We start from the raw sequence: 16,328 nt of genomic DNA, 5'->3' as shown, positions 1-16,328 counted from the left end.
AAAACCATCTTTTATGAGACGTATTTATTTTATATTTCTATTCTTTAGCCTTTTAATAAACTTTTCATGTGCTACAGATGATTCTAATGATGAAGACATTGTTGACGAATCTATCTATTATCCGCCGATAAACTCTGATACTTGGGACACCAAATCTATTGCTGAATTAAATTGGAATGACAATGAATTGCAACCCTTATTGGACTTTTTAGAAGAAAAGAACACTAAAAGTTTTATGATCCTTCATAACGGAAAAATAGTTGTTGAAGAATATATGAATGGGCATGATAGTAACTCAACATGGTATTGGGCAAGTGCAGGAAAAACGCTAACCACAGCAACTTCTGGAATTGCTCAAGAAGAAGGTTTTATAGATATTAATAATAAAGTTTCAGATTATGTAGGTACTGGTTGGACGAGTGCAACGTTAGAAAAAGAAAATTTAATTACGTGTAAACACTTATTATCTATGTCATCTGGTTTAGATGATACTGCTGGTGATGATATTTCTGCTTCAAATTTACAATATGTAGCAGATGCAGGCACACGTTGGGCATACCATAACGTTTATGTAAAAATGCAAGACGTTGTTGCCGATGCTACTAACCAAACATGGGATTCTTATTTTAATACCAAAATAAAAGAACCTATTGGTATGAATGGTGCTTGGTTTAATCTAGGACCTTTAAATGTATATTGGAGTAATACGAGAAGTATGGCAAGATTTGGCCTATTAACATATGCGAATGGAAAATGGGAAAATCAGCAAATTGTAAACGAAACTTATTTAAGCCAAGCGACAAATACTTCTCAGTCTATTAACGAAGCTTATGGCTATTTATGGTGGTTAAATGGTAAATCTTCTTATCACTTACCTCAAAGTCAATTTGAATTTACAGGTGATCTTATTCCAAATGCGCCAAGTGACATGTTTGCTGCTTTAGGGAAAAATGATCAAAAAATTTATGTGGTTCCTAGTGAAAAGTTAGTGATCATTAGGATGGGAGAATCTGCTGATGATGAAAATTTTGCACTTTCAAGTTTTGACAATGAACTTTGGGGGAAAATCAACACGCTTATTTATTAAAAATAATCTTGCCGAAACAGTATCAGTCATTTATCTTCGTGCTTTTTAAAATATAAACATGAAAAGAATATTATTCTTAATTACACTATCTCTTACCATTTTTGCTTGTACAAGTGATAGTCCAGATGATGTCGATGTCGTTTGTTTACAACCTGTAAATTTAGAAGCTTATAGCATAACCAACACTACTGCTACATTAAATTGGCAATCTGCAGTTGAAACGTCAGAATATGAATTAGAATATGGTCCATTAGGATTCTCACAAGGCAATGGCTCTACAGTTTTTCCGCAACAAAGTAGTTATAATATTAGCGGTCTAATGCCATCTACGCAATACGCTTATTACGTTAGTTTATTTTGTAACACAACTGATAGCTACAGTGATTGGGCAGGACCTTATGAATTTGATACACTAGACACAAATCCTTTGTGTGATGATCCTACTAATTTTATAGTACGTAATATCAGTACGGCTATTGGTACAGATTATGTTGATTTTAAGTGGGATGATTATGGAAATGATGGTTCTCAAATTCAATATGGATTACAAGGATTTGCATTAGAAACTGGGACTATTCAATCTGAAGGTAACAATATAGAAGATGGATTTGGAACTGTTGAAAATCTAGATTCAAATACTACCTATGATTTTTATGTTAGAAATAATTGTTTAGAAAACGGCTTTAGTGCTTGGGTTGGTCCTGTGACGGCAACTACACTTTAGTATTCATTTTTTCTATTTGCATTTAAAATACTTTTTGCTTCATTTATAAAGCGTTTATCTCTCGATTCTAGTAGCGAAAAAGTGATATTTCATTTCAATAAAAAAATCTTGTATTCAGTAGAATTAAATAAGCTTCTGAGCACAAGATTTTTTTTTATAAATCTATCGAGTCAAATAGACCAAAAGATATACCTTAATTAATTTATTACCAAACGGATATACTAAATCTGCAATATTATCTTTTCTTAAATTAAAATTCATTTAAGTATTGACGCAAGTTTTATTCAATAATTACATCTAAAAATACCTAGTGCTTAACTCACAAAGTTAGATTCAATTAAAAAATATCACTTTGCATATAAGGTATCAGTTACTTATTATTTGTCTTTTTTGTTATGGTTCTCAATCTTATGCGCAATTGTGCGAGGGGAACCTAGGAGATCCCGTGGTATCTATAGATTTTGGTTCTGGTACTAGTCGAGGTAGTGCTTTAGGTAGTGCTGTTACAGCGTTTACTTATAGCTCGGAAGGCGAATTAGAAGAAGGAGAATATACCATTTATAATACCACAAGTGGTTTAAAAGGGAATGCATGGCATGTGACCTCAGACCATACAGGGAACACTAATGGTTACATGATGGTTATTAATAGTGCCGTCATAGCAAATGAAGGTGTATTCTACACTAAAACTGTAACAGGTCTTTGTGCCAATACTACTTTTGAATTTTCTGCTTGGCTAATGAACATAATGAATCCCTCTATAGGCACAGATCAATATCATCCAGATGTTACTTTTAGAATTAGCGATACTAATGGTAATATTTTAGGCTCATATAATACTGGTGATATTGCGCAATCTTCATCTGGTAATTGGCAACAATATGGCTTCTTTTTTACTTTAGCAGCAGAGACAGAAGTGGTAATAACTATTTTAAATTCTGCTCCTAGCGCACATCCTGGTAATGATATTGCTTTAGATGATATTACTTTTAAACCTTGTGGGCCAACTATAACTAATTCTATAATCAACGAATTTGGAACAAGTTTAAATATATGTGAGGATGAAATTGTTAGTTACACTTTTCAATCCGTTGTTTCTTCAGGATACTCAAATCCTCAATATCAATGGCAATATTCAGATGATTTAGGATTAACATGGTTAGATATTACAGGTGAAACTACCACTAATTATGTGTTCTCAAATACAAGCTCACCTGGCACTTATTTGTATCGATTAGCTGTTGCGAATGGGAATAATATAAATTCACTTAGTTGCCGGATAACATCAGACACCTATAACATTGAAATTATTGAAACACCAGAAGCACTTACTGGTGAATCTCAACAGAGTTTTTGCACTACTCAAAATGCGACTTTGAGTTTTATTGACGTCAGTGATTCTGCAATTTGGTACGATGCTACAACTGATGGTACTATTTTAAATGAAGACACCTACTTAATTGATGGCACAACTTATTTCGCTGCTAAAGAATCTATAAGCGGTTGCGAGAGCGATGATCGATTTCCGGTTACTGTTACTATTGTAAATCCTAGTCTCCAAATTAATAATATATCTGCCATTATTTGCAACACATCAAACGATACTTCTGAGTTAGTAGATTTAACTATTTATGAAACAGATATAACAACTTGTAGCGATTGTTTATTTAGTTACTTCTTTTCTCAAGAAGATGCTCAAAATTATTCTGAAGACGGCTATATAAACTCACCTACTAATTTTGAGTGGACCATAGACACAAATACAATTTATGCGCGAATCGATTCTTCTGATCATTGTTTTCAAATTTCAGAAATATCGCTAACTTTAGGAGAGACACCAATAATAGCAGTTAATGATGTAATGAGTATATGTGAGCTAGAGACCTATACTATTATAGATGCTGGCTTTGGCTTTAATAGTTATTTGTGGTCTACAGGTGAAACCACTCAAGTCATTAGCGTTACTGATGAAGCACTTGGCGATTATTGGGTTACAGTAACTAAAGACTATGGTACTTATACATGCGAAACCACTAAAGAATTCCAAGTTTTATTATCTAATACAGCTGTTATTTCTAATATAGATATCGATGATTGGACAGACTTAAACAACTCAATAACGATTAACATATCTATCTTATCATTAGGCGATTACGAATATTCCTTAGACAATATAACGTACCAAGATAGTAATGTGTTTTTAAGATTAGCTTCTGGAGAATACACAGTATATGTTAGAGATAAATATGGTTGTGGCATCTCACAAGACGTGATTTACCTACTCAATTATCCAAAGTTTTTTACACCAAATAAGGATGGTACAAATGACACATGGTTTATAAAAAACTCGTATTCAGAACCTACACTAAACATCAAAATATTTAATAGATACGGAAAAATCCTTAAGTCTTTAGATGCTAATTCGGCATGGGATGGAACATATAATGGACACCAAATGCCAACTTCAGACTATTGGTTTGTTGTAACCAGAGCAAGTGGCAAAAGCTATACTGGCCATTTTAGTTTAAAACGATAATATCGATCTTAAAAATTGAAAATTATTAATCTTTAAACTTCAGAACAAAAATTATTTTACTAATCTATTTCTCAAAAAACCAATATCCTATTTTTTTTATTTTTTCTTGCTGAAATTAAACAAGTCACATATCTTCGCCCTCTTAAAAAAAACAGATATGAAAAAATTATTACTTATTTTTGCTCTATCACTAACTGTTTTGGCATGTTCTAGTGATAGCTCAGATGGCAACTCTTGTCCAACCCCTGAATCGTTAGACGTCAACAATTTAACAAACACAACAGCGACTTTATATTGGTATGCTGATGTTCAGTCTTCATTATATCAAGTAGAATATGGCACTTTTGGTTTTGCTCAAGGTTCTGGAACGATTTTAACCGTACCTGAAAATAGTGTTCATGTTGAAGATTTGATGGGTAACACACAATATACATATTATGTAAGAGTTTTTTGTAACGAATCTGGTGAGTACAGTAATTGGTCAACTCCTTATAATTTTGTGACATTAAATAATAATCCCTACTGTGAAGATCCAGAAAGTTTTAATGTACGATTATACAATGATTCTGTAAGTCATAACCATATAGATTTATCTTGGTCTAATGGAGATTTTGATGGTTCAGAGATTCAATATGGTATTGAAGGTTTTACATTAGGAACTGGTAGTACAACACAATTAACTACTACATATCCTAGTTATGCAAGAATAAGCAACTTAAACGCTGATACATCTTATGACTTTTATGTCCGTAATACTTGTGGAAATAATGGATTTAGTTCTTGGATAGGACCTGTTACACACAGCACGTTAGAAGAACCATTAAATGCGAATTGCTTAGATCCTTTTAATTTCACATTAAATCAAATTTACACCACTTCTGCTGGCTCTGATGTTTTAGTTTTTAGTTGGGAAGCGATGAATGGTGAAAGTACATGGCAATTACATAAAGTTGGTTATGGGCAGCCTGTAGGCACTGGTACAGATATAGATACGAGTTATAATCCTATACAGTTAACAAATCACACATATTCAGGTGTTGTTTACGATTTTTATGTTAGGGCTTATTGTGGTACAGATGGTTATAGTGATTGGGTAGGTCCAATTACAGTTACTGGACCATAATTCAGTAAATTATTCTAAATAGAAAGACCTCAATTTTTGTAATAAAGAATTGAGGTCTTTTTTATTTAAGCGTATTTAGGTCTTGTGATTTGCTAATTTTATTTGAATAAAGAAATATTATTTTCTTATGAATTATAAGGATTAAAGCTCAAAATCCACTGATAAATCTGCCATTGAAAAATATAGAATAGCAATGCTAATCCAAACAAAACATAAACCAATTTAGCATTATAAAGTTTAGTAATTAAAGTTCTAATACAAAGGAAAATTAGTATTGCAAAAAATGGCACTAAAACGTATGAAGGAAAAGCAACATAGTTATGCAAATATTCTGGCATTAACGGACTATGAGAACTAAATAAAAGTCCAACTATATTTCCAATATATTTAATAAACATTAAAGCCGAATACAATAGTGTCAATATTGTAATCGGCTTTAAAATTTTATCATCCTTAAAATTGAAGTTAGCACTCATAACATAAGGATACTATTTTCTTTGAATGATTATTTAAAAAAGGAATCTACAAATTCATACTTATTAAAAACTTGTAAATCTTCAATACCTTCTCCTACTCCAATATATTTTACAGGAATTTTAAACTGATCGCTGATTCCAATAACCACACCACCTTTAGCTGTACCATCTAATTTAGTTACTGCTAATGAAGTTACTTCTGTAGCCGCTGTAAATTGTTTTGCTTGCTCAAAAGCATTTTGCCCTGTTGAGCCATCTAAAACTAATAAAACATCATGTGGCGCATCTGCCACAACTTTTTGCATAACACGTTTCACTTTTGTCAACTCATTCATTAAGTTGATTTTATTATGCAAACGACCTGCAGTATCAATAATAATAACATCGGCATCTTGGTTTACACCAGATTGCAGAGCGTCAAAAGCTACAGACGCAGGATCAGATCCCATTTCTTGTCTAATCATTGGTACATCTACCCTATCTGCCCAAACTTGTAATTGGTCTATTGCTGCTGCTCTAAATGTATCTGCAGCACCTAATACCACTTTTAAACCTTGCTTTTTAAATTGATAGGCTAATTTACCAATAGTGGTTGTTTTACCAACACCATTAACACCAACAACCATTAGCACGTATGGCGTTTTAGAACCATCAGCTTGTTTTGGTAACTCTGGAATAGTATATTCTGTTTCCTCACCAGATTTAGTTTCTGACAATAAGGCTGCAATTTCTTCTCTTAAAATTTTATTTAGTTCTGAAGTACCTAAATATTTATCTTTTGCTACGCGTTCTTCTATACGCGTAATTACTTTTAAGGTTGTATTTACACCAACATCACTGGTGACCAAGATTTCTTCAAGATTATCTAAAACATCATCATCGACTTTAGATTTACCAGCAACGGCTTTGTTTAGTTTACTGAAGAAAGATGTTTTAGATTTCTCTAAACCCTTGTCTAGGGTTTCTTTCTTTTCGGAAGAGAATATTTTTTTAAAAAAACTCATTTATTTTAGTTTAAAGTTAAAAGCTTAAATCTCTTTAAACTTTTTTCTGACTTAGTTAGTTAAGCATACTGTCAAAACCAAAAGCAACAACCTTGCCCTTAATGAATTACTGCTAAGTTGTCATAATTGCTCAAATATAGCCATAAAAAAACTGCTTTCAAATGAAAGCAGTTTTATAAATCTATATAAAAATAAAGATTATTTTTTGTTTAAAAAGTCGTTGACAAATTCTGGTGCCATAACTGATTCCACGAACATGTAAGCCCCAGTTTTTGGTGATTTCACCATTTTAATCGCTTTTGTCAAACGCTTTGATCCTGTCTGTAAAGACGCTACTGATTTCTTTGCCATGTCTTATTATTTTATCTCTTTATGAACTGTCATACGCTTAAGGATAGGATTAAATTTCTTAATCTCCATACGATCTGGCGTATTCTTCTTATTCTTTGTTGTAATATATCTTGATGTTCCTGGTTGACCAGAAGTTTTGTGCTCTGTGCACTCTAAGATAACTTGTATTCTATTTCCTCTTTTTGCCATTGTAAATTGACTTAAGCGTTAAATAAACGCTATTATTTGTAAAATCCTTTTGCTCTAGCTTCTTTTAACATTGCATCCATACCAATTTTATTGATAGTCTTTAATGCTGATGTAGAAACTTTTAATGTTACCCACTTATCTTCTTCAGGAATGTAAAAACGTTTTTTGATTAAATTTGCATCAAATCTACGTTTTGTTTTATTCATAGCGTGAGAAACGTTATTCCCAACCATTGCTTTCTTCCCAGTAAGTTCACAAACTCTTGACATTGTTTTCTTTCTTTAGGTGTATTATTGTTTTTCTGTTAACTCTTAATGTTGTCTTTGTTTTTAAAGCAAATCTTTATAAACATTTGCATTAAGAATCTAAAATCCGAACATGGATATTTTAAACAGGGTGCAAATTTAATAAAATATTATGTTTCAACAAACATAAAACTCTACTTTTTCAAAAAAAGTTTTTGAAGCATTTCAAAAGCTTTATTTGTAGCCCTTCCAATTACTTTTTCACGATGGTCTCCAAAGTTAAAAACTTCAGAATAAACTTGGTCTTTTGTGGCAATAGCAATCCATACCGTTCCAACCTCTGCATCTGAATCTCCTTTTGAGGGACCAGCATTACCTGTTGTACTTATGGCATAATCACTATCAAATAATGTTCTTACATTCTTTGCCATTGCTTCCGCAACTTCTTTACTCACCACAGAATGCTTATTAATTATATCTTCTGAAATGCCTAGAACTTTTACTTTAGATGCTGTAGCATACGTCACAACACTACCTATAAAATAAGCTGAAGCTCCTGCATTTGCTGTAAATGATTCTGCAATACGACCACCTGTACAACTTTCTGCTACGGCTAGTGTTTTTCCTAATTTAGTTAATTGCTTTCCAATGACAGCTTCAATAGATTCATCTTCTTCAAAACCCACAAAAACATCATTAATTTGTGGTAATAATAAATTAACCTGATTCTGAATTTCGTCTTCTAATTCCTTTTTATCAAAAAATTTCCCAGATAACCGTAAACGTACACGACCTAAACTTGGTAAATAAGCCAATTTAATAAATTGAGGTAGATTGTCTTCCCATTCTGCTATACGGTCTGCCAATGCGCTTTCTCCTAGACCATATGTCAGTATAGTTTTATGAACTATATAAGGAAACTTAAATTGTACTCTTAATTTTGGAATGACTTGCTCTGTGATTAATGCCTTCATTTCGTAAGGCACACCTGGAAGTGACACAAAAACTTTTCCATTTTTCTCTAACCACATGCCTGGAGCTGTTCCATTATGGTTCATTAAAACAGTAGATTTAGAAGGTACTAATGCTTGTTGTTTATTAACTTCTAAAAGAGGAGCAGAACTAAATCTAGAAAATATTTGTTCAACGTTCGCTAAAACAGCTTTGTCTTCAACTAGTGTATCATTAAAGTATTCGCAAATAGTATGCTTGGTAATATCGTCTTTGGTAGGACCTAGTCCTCCCGTAATTATAATAATGTCTGCATTTTCTTCAGCTTCCTTTAAAGCTTTAAGAATATGAGATTTTTCATCTTGTACAGATGTAATCTGATAAATTGAAATACCTACTTTATTGAATTCTTTTCCTAAAAAGGCAGAATTGGTATCTACAATCTGACCAATAAGAATCTCATCTCCAATGGTAATAATTTCTGCTTGCATTTAAAGTCCGAAATCGGATTTAATTTCATTAACAGCATTATCTACTGCAGTTAACACTACTATAAGTTGTTCATCAACATTTTTATCCGTTTGCTCAAACTTTCCCCAATCTTGCACTTCTATTAAGGTATCTAAAACTCCAAGTTCAAACAAATCTATAGTTGGCTTCATTTTGTGAGCTGCTTGATAGACTTCTTTATAATCTTTTGCTGGTACTGCTGTTCTTAAACGTTCAGCATCTTCTGGCACTTCTTCTAAAAAAGCGGCTGCCAAAGCTGCGACGAAATCCTCGTCTCCATCAGCCATTTCTCGTACTCTTTCTAATTTATAATGTTGTGACATTTATTTAATTTTTATTGAAAACATTTCCTCGTCTTCAAGATATCCTATTAATCGATCTTCTGCAAAAACCTTACCGACTCCTGCTGGTGTGCCCGTAAAGATAATATCTCCAATTTTTAAAGTGAAATATTTTGACACATATTCTATGATTTCATCTATTTTCCATAGCATTAGTTCTGTATTTCCTTTTTGAACGACATCATCATTCTTTTTTAAACTAAAATTAATCTTGTCAATGTTCTGAAATTTAGTCTTTGGCAGCCATTTACCAACAACAGCTGCTCCATCAAAAGCTTTTGCTTTTTCCCAAGGTAATCCTTTAGATTTTAATTGCGCCTGAAGGTCTCTCGCCGTGAAATCTATTCCAAGCCCTATCTGATCATAATATTTATGAGCAAATTTCTTATCAATGTACTTTCCAACTTTATTAATTTTCACTAAAACCTCAACTTCATGATGTACCTCATCAGAAAAATCAGGAATAAAAAACGGTTGTTTTTTTAACAGAATCGATGTATCAGGCTTTAAAAAGATGACAGGATCTGTTGGTTTTTCGTTTTCTAACTCTTTAATATGGTCTGTGTAATTACGACCTATGCAGATTAATTTCATTCTTTTTAGCTCTTAGATATTAGCTTTTGCCATTAGCTTAACTTGTTATTAAACTGACGTAGCTTAATAGCTGTTAATACTTTTTTGGTGTAAAGTGGAAAGTCTGCATTAAGCAACCAACCAAAATAACCTGGTTCTTTATCTAAAACATCTAAAACGCGTTTTCCTTTATGCTTTCCAAAAGAAAAACATTCTTCACCTTCTTTATTGAATATTAAAAAACCTGCAAAATCAGCAAACTTTTTGCGCGAACTAAATTCTGCCAAAAACTTAGTGTCGTTTTCTAAATCTTCATAGCGATCTAATTGTGCTTTTAAAACTTCGTAAGTTGCTTTTGTATCTGCTTCTGCACTGTGCGCATCATCTAAACTCTTATCGCAATAAAACTTATAAGCTGCAACTAAAGTACGTTGCTCCATTTTATGAAAAATAGTTTGAACATCTACAGAATGCGTGTTTTTCATATCAAAATCAACTTCTGCACGCAGCATTTCTTCTGCCAATAGAGGAATATCGAAACGATTAGAATTAAATCCTCCTAAATCGGAATCCTTAATTAAATTATAGATTTCTTTAGATAACTCCTTAAAGGTTGGCTTACCCACAACATCTGCATCTGATATTCCATGAATTGCAGTAACCTCTGCTGGAATAGGCATTTCTGGATTTACAACCCAAGTTTTAGCTACTTCCTTTCCATCTGGATAAACTTTTAAGATTGAAATTTCTACGATTCTGTCTTTAGATATATTGATACCTGTAGTTTCTAAATCGAAAAAACAGATGGGTTTTGTTAGGTTGAGTTGCATGTGAAATTATTTTTTTTACAAAGGTACTGAGATTCTTTAAGAAAGACCTCTTAGGCAAAAAAAAAGCAATAGTGTCTTTAATTAATTATACTAATTTACATTATCATTTCTATTAAAGGTAATTCAGATAAGCTAAAATTATATACATTAGCACAAAACAATGATACTGAATAAGTAATTGAAATAAATTTCATCTTTTGAACATTTTAACCGATATTTAAGCACCTTACCTAATTCAAATGCGATTTTTACTACTTCCCCTAGCGTTATTTTTATTTCAAAGCAACATATATGCGCAAAAAGATGATAATACACCAGAGGCTCTATCAAACTTACCTAAGGACACAGTAATAACACATATTGATTCTATTAAAAATTTAATGGTAGCTGATTATTATAAGGAAGATTACAGTTCGGTTATTATTAAAGCAAATGACATACTCAAAATAGCAAAACTCAATAAACTAAACAATGAGATTAGTGGTATTCGTAGTTTCTTAGCTAATTCTTACCTCAACTTAAATGACTCCTTAAAATCACTGGAGTATGCTAGAAAAAACATTCAATTAGCAAAAAAACTAAACGACAATACCTCCTTAGTCGGTTCGCTTATTGATATAGGCAACATTTATTATGCCTTTGGTGAACCAGACAAAGCCATAAACTCTTACAAAAAAGCAATTCCTCTTGCGCAAAAAGGAAGTAACGACCTTGCTCTTTTCTTCTTAAACCATAATATAGCTCAAATATATTTTGAGCATTATAATGACTATGAAAAAGCAAAGCCATATCTTGATACAGCAGATGTACATGTGCCAAAAGACTTTAAGATAGGACTTGCTGGTCTTAATTTATTTAAAGCCCATTATGCTTTTGAAACTAAAGATTATGATTTGGCTACAAACCTGTATCAACAAGCCATACTTTTAGCAAAAGAAACAAATAATCTCGATGTATTAAAGAAAGCATACAATGGCTATATTGAATGCCTTGCTATTAAAGGTAATTACAAAAAAGCCTATGATATTGGTAAAATAAAAGATAGCCTTTTTATAGAACAAAGTAAGGAGGACACTAAAAAATCTGCTAAGAACCTTATAACCACTCTTAAAAATGCTAAAATCCAAGAGGAATTAAAAAATGAAGAACTGAGAAATGAAATTATTCTAGAAAAAGCTGAGTCACAAAAGAATATATTAATCATTAGTATTTTAGTTTCTTTTTTACTCTTAGGCTTACTATTTTACCTTCTTAAAGTCATTAAAAACAGAAGAAGACTTAACACAGAATTAAAGATAAAGAATCAAGAATATCTAAAAGCTAAACTAGAATCTGAAAAATCAGCAGAAGCTAAATCTCGATTTTTATCTACAATGAGCCATGAGTTACGTACTCCTTTATACGGAATTATCGGCTTAAGCACTGTATTGAATAACGACAGCAATCTTAAATCTCACAAAACAGAATTGCAGTCATTAAAATTTTCAGCAGATTATTTACTAAATCTAGTAAACGATGTATTGACCTTAAATAAGATGGATTCTCATGAAAAAATCAAATTTGAATCAAAACCTTTTCATCTCAAAGATTTTCTAAATAATATTAAAGAATCATTAGAATACTTAACGAGACAAACTAATAATGAGCTCATTATTACTATCAATCCTAAAATTCCTAATTGGATTAAGGGAGATCAGACAAAAATGTCTCAAGTTCTCATCAATTTATTGGGCAATGCTTTAAAGTTCACCTACAATGGTAAAGTAGAACTAATTGTAAGTCTATTGAAAATAAAAGAAAATGAATTAAAGCTTAAGTTCGAAGTTAAAGACAACGGCCTGGGAATTCCTTTAGAAGACCAGCAAAAAATCTTTGAAGAATTTGGACAACTTAAACACCAAGGAGATTTTCAAGGCTCTGGTTTAGGCCTTACTATTGTGCAAAAATTACTCATAGACATGAATTCTAATATTCAGTTAGAAAGTGCTATTGGTGAAGGCTCAAATTTCTTTTTCGAAATAACATTTGGAACTGCAAAAAAGAAACATGCAAACGAAGATATTCAAGATACAGTTTCAAATGATATGCTTCGCGGAAAAAAAATATTAGTTGTAGATGACAATAGAATCAATCTCATGGTAACTAAAAAGACATTGGAAAGTCATGATATTTTAGTCGAAATTGCTACTAATGGCCAAGAAGGTATAGATAAAATTATGGTAACTGATTATGATTTAGTGTTGATGGATGTTCACATGCCTATAATGGACGGAATAGAAGCCACTAAAAAGATCCGTGAACTCCAAAAACCCGTAATTGTTATCGCACTAACAGCTGTTACACAAGACGAACAAGATGACCGTTTTAAAAGTGCACAATTCAATGACTCTATTGTGAAACCTTATAAAGTTAACGACTTTATAAAGACACTTGCTTTAAATCTGGTTTCTGCGCATAAACAGAATTGATACATTACAGTAAATATGGCGTGTTGGATAAAACACCAAAAGAGTATCTAAATTATAAGCATATATTAGGTGCTATTTTATAAAGCCATTATTTAATCTAATAACTCTGGGTTATTCAGAATTAATTCAATTTTCTTTATAATTACTGTTATTTGGCTCATTTGCATTTCTATATTTCTAAAAAAGAGGCTTATATCTCTATTTACCCAACTTTCGGAAATAATCCTAGCACCCAAACTAATTCTTAAAATAGCACTCTGAATATCATTACCATATTTTACATTAACGGCTTGCCCAATATGACACTTTTGTGCAGCTAGTCTAATTATTTCTAATGGAGAACCTTGAAAATGCTCAGATATATCAGAATTTAATAATACATAGAGTTTTTTAACTTGATCTACAGACAATACGTTGCCATTATTAACAATAAAGAATGGAAAAATGGTACGAATATTTCTCAATCCAAATCCTTTACTATTAGAGCTATTCGTCTTTATTTCATCACCATATAAAGGTTCTAAAAAAGTGGCATCTTTTACAGAATCTTCAACAAAATTGCAGAACATTTCAATGCCCATATTTCTATATAGAATTGGTGTTTTAAAGTACCTATCCATTTCAACTATAGCCGCATTCCAACGCATGTAAGAACCATAATTATATCCGTCTGATAAATCATTTGAACAAGACCATGTTGCTGGCCAATCAGAATGATTATAGTATTTTGTTAAACCTACTGGTAACGTCGTTTTTACGGACTGGATTAGTTTATTTACACTTTTAGGCAAAATTAATGCTCCAGAATAAGGAGGTCCTGTAAAATATTTACTTCCCGTTGTAGATACAATATATCCTTTCTCTAAATAATTTTGTATATCTGATGGATCTAACCTAAGCTGAGCTGCATCTACAATAACTTGTATAGATAAATCCTTAAGTGTATCTAAATCTTCCATCATTTTTTCACTTGGAGACTGGTAACCTAATTTAGATTGATCCATTACATGCAATACCACATGTTTCCCAGATTTATTAGTTTCTGAAATGGCTGTAAAAACTTCTGTATCTAATTGTTTTGCTGATTTTAATTGCCCTTTTTCATCCCTAAACGGCACTTTAATCAATTCAACATCTCTAAACCCTTCTATTTTATCACCTTTTTTAATTGGGTGATTAAGTGCTGTTGTATTTTCAAAGTGACAACCTTTTAATGCGGCAGGCACACCACTTCCTGTTTCATCTGATGCAACTAAAACATGAACAATATCTTTATCAGTGATAATTTGAGTGATAGCAGCTATTTGAAGCGAAGAATCTGTACCTGAAGGGGAAAAGATAATTTGACTTTCGTCTTTTAATTTGAATATTTTTTTAAGGTTGTTTTTTAATAATTCAGAAAAATCGATTGTCGCATTTTTGAATCCGTTTTTTAAGCTATTTTTAATTAATATACTTCTTACCTTATCTGTTTTATCAAAAGCAAAATTAGAAACACTTGTAGCTGTAGAAGAAGCAAAAGTAAACGCATCTGGTCTAGGAAATGGTCTACAACCATATTTATTTAAAAGCACAACTTCATCTATATTTAATCTTAAATCACCGCCATCCATTAACAAATACTCTGTTGGTTTTGCTAAGTTTTCTACAATAGGTTTCCAAGATTCTTTAAATTCTTTGTTGGTATTTTTTAAACCATGAAAATCTTGTAGTTCTTTAAAACCCAATAAAGCTTCAGCACTTAATTCTTCATCTTTTTTAATTAAATCAATTAAAATTTTATTAACAGATTCTAACTTCTCTTTATCCTCTTTAGGCAATAGTTTATAAAATATTCTAGTAACTCTAAATGCCGCAATATCACATAAAGCGATATCATCTTTTTTATTATCTAGTGCTTTATACCAAAGTTGCCACTCAATACCATACCTCAAATAAACTAGAGCTAAAACCGGATTTTTTAAATATAATGCTCCAATTATAATGGATTTGTTTGGTACAATTTTAAATACATCTGGCTCAGTAGTAGAGGTAATTATATTAATATTGTTTAATTTAGGAACAGTATTAAATCGTTTTAAAACATGAACTAGATAATTCACATTATCTTTTTCAAATAGACTTGTTCTCTTATATTGATTTTCTATAATTATATTATTTGTCATAAATGCCTTTGTTTAAAACGCTTTCTAAAACGTTTTTTAATGATAAAATTTATTAACTATTTAATTCTTAATAAATTACTGCTCATCTATCTTTAAGATGATATAAAAATAAGTTTATTTTAAAAACTTAAGAACCATTCCGGTTTTTAATTGCTCTATTTTAAAATTTTCATAAAATGCCACAAGTGTAGTTAATTGCGTGCAATGCGGTAGATGGATATTATTTATTTATTTTTTTAACAGAAATTCTATAGTCTGTTGAAGCTGAAAATCGTTGTGTTTTGATCCTGCACAATTTTCAGTAAGGATAGTTATTTTTATACCATAGTAGTTTTAAATTTAGGTTTTAGAATCTGTTCTATAAAATCTGGTATATTTTTAGGTAATCGCGATTGACTATTAGCAAATACAATTGTGGATTTAGCTTTGCTTAAAAGTATGTTCTTTTCATTTCTAATTTCAAACTCAAAATTAAAACGAATCTTTGGCATCTCTTTAATAGTTGTCTTTATTGTGATAACCTCATCAAAGTAAGCAGGTTTTTTATAATTAATATTGAAAGAAATTACTGGAAGAATAATATCGTTCTTTTCGAGAATTACCTCATCTAAATCTAACTTCCGTAATAATTCATTGCGAGCTTGATGACAATATTTAAGATAATTAGCGTGATACACATATCCCATTTGATCAACATCACCATATGCTGGCCTAAATTGAAAAAGATCAGTTATCATAATTTTAATTTTATAAGT

16 protein-coding genes are annotated in these 16,328 nt (G+C 31.4%); 5 read left to right on the top strand and 11 right to left on the bottom strand.

Annotated features, from left to right (window positions below):
• Window positions 1-13 precede the first annotated feature (13 nt).
• From ACJJVO_RS01405 to ACJJVO_RS01390, 4 genes are all read left to right on the top strand, one after another.
• Window positions 14-1,087 carry a serine hydrolase domain-containing protein gene (locus tag ACJJVO_RS01405; RefSeq protein ID WP_405569542.1) on the top strand — a complete coding sequence of 358 codons (1,074 nt, stop codon included), beginning with the start codon at window positions 14-16 and terminating at the stop codon, window positions 1,085-1,087.
• 58 nt (window positions 1,088-1,145) lie between these two features.
• On the top strand, window positions 1,146-1,811 hold the full coding sequence (locus tag ACJJVO_RS01400; protein WP_405569540.1) for a fibronectin type III domain-containing protein: 666 nt from the start codon (window positions 1,146-1,148) through the stop codon (window positions 1,809-1,811).
• Between the two features lie 352 nt (window positions 1,812-2,163).
• A complete protein-coding gene (locus tag ACJJVO_RS01395) occupies window positions 2,164-4,347 on the top strand; it encodes a T9SS type B sorting domain-containing protein (protein ID WP_405569537.1) in 2,184 nt (727 codons plus the stop codon).
• A gap of 157 nt (window positions 4,348-4,504) precedes the next feature.
• Window positions 4,505-5,470, top strand: a complete 966-nt coding sequence (locus ACJJVO_RS01390; protein WP_405569534.1) for a fibronectin type III domain-containing protein — start codon at window positions 4,505-4,507, stop codon at window positions 5,468-5,470.
• 125 nt (window positions 5,471-5,595) lie between these two features.
• Here ACJJVO_RS01390 and ACJJVO_RS01385 read toward each other — a convergent pair whose 3' ends face one another.
• From ACJJVO_RS01385 to ACJJVO_RS01345, 9 genes are all read right to left on the bottom strand, one after another.
• The gene (locus ACJJVO_RS01385) at window positions 5,596-5,946 is read right to left on the bottom strand and encodes a hypothetical protein (RefSeq protein WP_405569532.1); all 351 of its coding nucleotides are present in this window, start codon (window positions 5,944-5,946) and stop codon (window positions 5,596-5,598) included.
• 29 nt (window positions 5,947-5,975) lie between these two features.
• Complete coding sequence (gene ftsY / locus ACJJVO_RS01380; protein ID WP_405569530.1) at window positions 5,976-6,950, bottom strand: signal recognition particle-docking protein FtsY; 975 nt, start codon at window positions 6,948-6,950, stop codon at window positions 5,976-5,978.
• Between the two features lie 198 nt (window positions 6,951-7,148).
• Complete coding sequence (locus ACJJVO_RS01375; protein WP_008271041.1) at window positions 7,149-7,301, bottom strand: DUF4295 domain-containing protein; 153 nt, start codon at window positions 7,299-7,301, stop codon at window positions 7,149-7,151.
• Window positions 7,302-7,307: 6 nt separating this feature from the next.
• Complete coding sequence (rpmG, locus tag ACJJVO_RS01370; RefSeq protein ID WP_020896723.1) at window positions 7,308-7,490, bottom strand: 50S ribosomal protein L33; 183 nt, start codon at window positions 7,488-7,490, stop codon at window positions 7,308-7,310.
• A gap of 32 nt (window positions 7,491-7,522) precedes the next feature.
• Entirely contained in the window at window positions 7,523-7,759 is a 237-nt protein-coding gene (rpmB, locus tag ACJJVO_RS01365) for a 50S ribosomal protein L28 (RefSeq protein ID WP_115817434.1), read from the bottom strand.
• 170 nt (window positions 7,760-7,929) lie between these two features.
• Window positions 7,930-9,177 (bottom strand): competence/damage-inducible protein A, encoded by a 1,248-nt coding sequence (locus ACJJVO_RS01360; RefSeq protein ID WP_405569526.1) that lies wholly within the window; start codon window positions 9,175-9,177, stop codon window positions 7,930-7,932.
• Window positions 9,178-9,519: an Hpt domain-containing protein gene (locus tag ACJJVO_RS01355; RefSeq protein ID WP_405569524.1), complete on the bottom strand. Its 342-nt coding sequence runs from the start codon at window positions 9,517-9,519 to the stop codon at window positions 9,178-9,180.
• Entirely contained in the window at window positions 9,520-10,131 is a 612-nt protein-coding gene (locus ACJJVO_RS01350; RefSeq protein WP_405569521.1) for a fumarylacetoacetate hydrolase family protein, read from the bottom strand. It abuts the gene before it with no gap.
• A gap of 32 nt (window positions 10,132-10,163) precedes the next feature.
• The gene (locus tag ACJJVO_RS01345) at window positions 10,164-10,940 is read right to left on the bottom strand and encodes an exonuclease domain-containing protein (protein WP_405569519.1); all 777 of its coding nucleotides are present in this window, start codon (window positions 10,938-10,940) and stop codon (window positions 10,164-10,166) included.
• Window positions 10,941-11,179: 239 nt separating this feature from the next.
• Here ACJJVO_RS01345 and ACJJVO_RS01340 point away from each other — a divergent pair, with 239 nt between their 5' ends.
• A complete protein-coding gene (locus ACJJVO_RS01340; RefSeq protein WP_405569516.1) occupies window positions 11,180-13,408 on the top strand; it encodes an ATP-binding protein in 2,229 nt (742 codons plus the stop codon).
• Window positions 13,409-13,500: 92 nt separating this feature from the next.
• Here ACJJVO_RS01340 and ACJJVO_RS01335 read toward each other — a convergent pair whose 3' ends face one another.
• Both ACJJVO_RS01335 and ACJJVO_RS01330 read right to left on the bottom strand, forming a co-directional pair.
• On the bottom strand, window positions 13,501-15,573 hold the full coding sequence (locus ACJJVO_RS01335; RefSeq protein WP_405569513.1) for a hypothetical protein: 2,073 nt from the start codon (window positions 15,571-15,573) through the stop codon (window positions 13,501-13,503).
• Window positions 15,574-15,890: 317 nt separating this feature from the next.
• The gene (locus tag ACJJVO_RS01330) at window positions 15,891-16,310 is read right to left on the bottom strand and encodes an acyl-CoA thioesterase (RefSeq protein WP_405569511.1); all 420 of its coding nucleotides are present in this window, start codon (window positions 16,308-16,310) and stop codon (window positions 15,891-15,893) included.
• Between the last annotated feature and the right edge of the window lie 18 nt (window positions 16,311-16,328).

The organism is Winogradskyella sp. Asnod2-B02-A (assembly GCF_045063645.1).
Taxonomy (GTDB): domain Bacteria; phylum Bacteroidota; class Bacteroidia; order Flavobacteriales; family Flavobacteriaceae; genus Winogradskyella.
The sequence above is the reverse complement of the archived record's forward strand: the minus strand, read 5'-3'. Positions and strand labels throughout refer to the sequence as shown.

Coding starts and splice junctions, on each gene's coding strand:
- ACJJVO_RS01375 (WP_008271041.1), bottom strand. CDS start 7,301: ATGGCAAAGAAATCAGTAGCGTCTTTACAGACAGGATCAAAGCGTTTG.
- ACJJVO_RS01350 (WP_405569521.1), bottom strand. CDS start 10,131: ATGAAATTAATCTGCATAGGTCGTAATTACACAGACCATATTAAAGAG.
- ACJJVO_RS01405 (WP_405569542.1), top strand. CDS start 14: ATGAGACGTATTTATTTTATATTTCTATTCTTTAGCCTTTTAATAAAC.
- rpmG (WP_020896723.1), bottom strand. CDS start 7,490: ATGGCAAAAAGAGGAAATAGAATACAAGTTATCTTAGAGTGCACAGAG.
- ACJJVO_RS01340 (WP_405569516.1), top strand. CDS start 11,180: ATGCGATTTTTACTACTTCCCCTAGCGTTATTTTTATTTCAAAGCAAC.
- rpmB (WP_115817434.1), bottom strand. CDS start 7,759: ATGTCAAGAGTTTGTGAACTTACTGGGAAGAAAGCAATGGTTGGGAAT.
- ACJJVO_RS01390 (WP_405569534.1), top strand. CDS start 4,505: ATGAAAAAATTATTACTTATTTTTGCTCTATCACTAACTGTTTTGGCA.
- ACJJVO_RS01400 (WP_405569540.1), top strand. CDS start 1,146: ATGAAAAGAATATTATTCTTAATTACACTATCTCTTACCATTTTTGCT.
- ACJJVO_RS01345 (WP_405569519.1), bottom strand. CDS start 10,940: ATGCAACTCAACCTAACAAAACCCATCTGTTTTTTCGATTTAGAAACT.
- ACJJVO_RS01385 (WP_405569532.1), bottom strand. CDS start 5,946: ATGAGTGCTAACTTCAATTTTAAGGATGATAAAATTTTAAAGCCGATT.
- ftsY (WP_405569530.1), bottom strand. CDS start 6,950: ATGAGTTTTTTTAAAAAAATATTCTCTTCCGAAAAGAAAGAAACCCTA.
- ACJJVO_RS01360 (WP_405569526.1), bottom strand. CDS start 9,177: ATGCAAGCAGAAATTATTACCATTGGAGATGAGATTCTTATTGGTCAG.
- ACJJVO_RS01330 (WP_405569511.1), bottom strand. CDS start 16,310: ATGATAACTGATCTTTTTCAATTTAGGCCAGCATATGGTGATGTTGAT.
- ACJJVO_RS01335 (WP_405569513.1), bottom strand. CDS start 15,573: ATGACAAATAATATAATTATAGAAAATCAATATAAGAGAACAAGTCTA.
- ACJJVO_RS01355 (WP_405569524.1), bottom strand. CDS start 9,519: ATGTCACAACATTATAAATTAGAAAGAGTACGAGAAATGGCTGATGGA.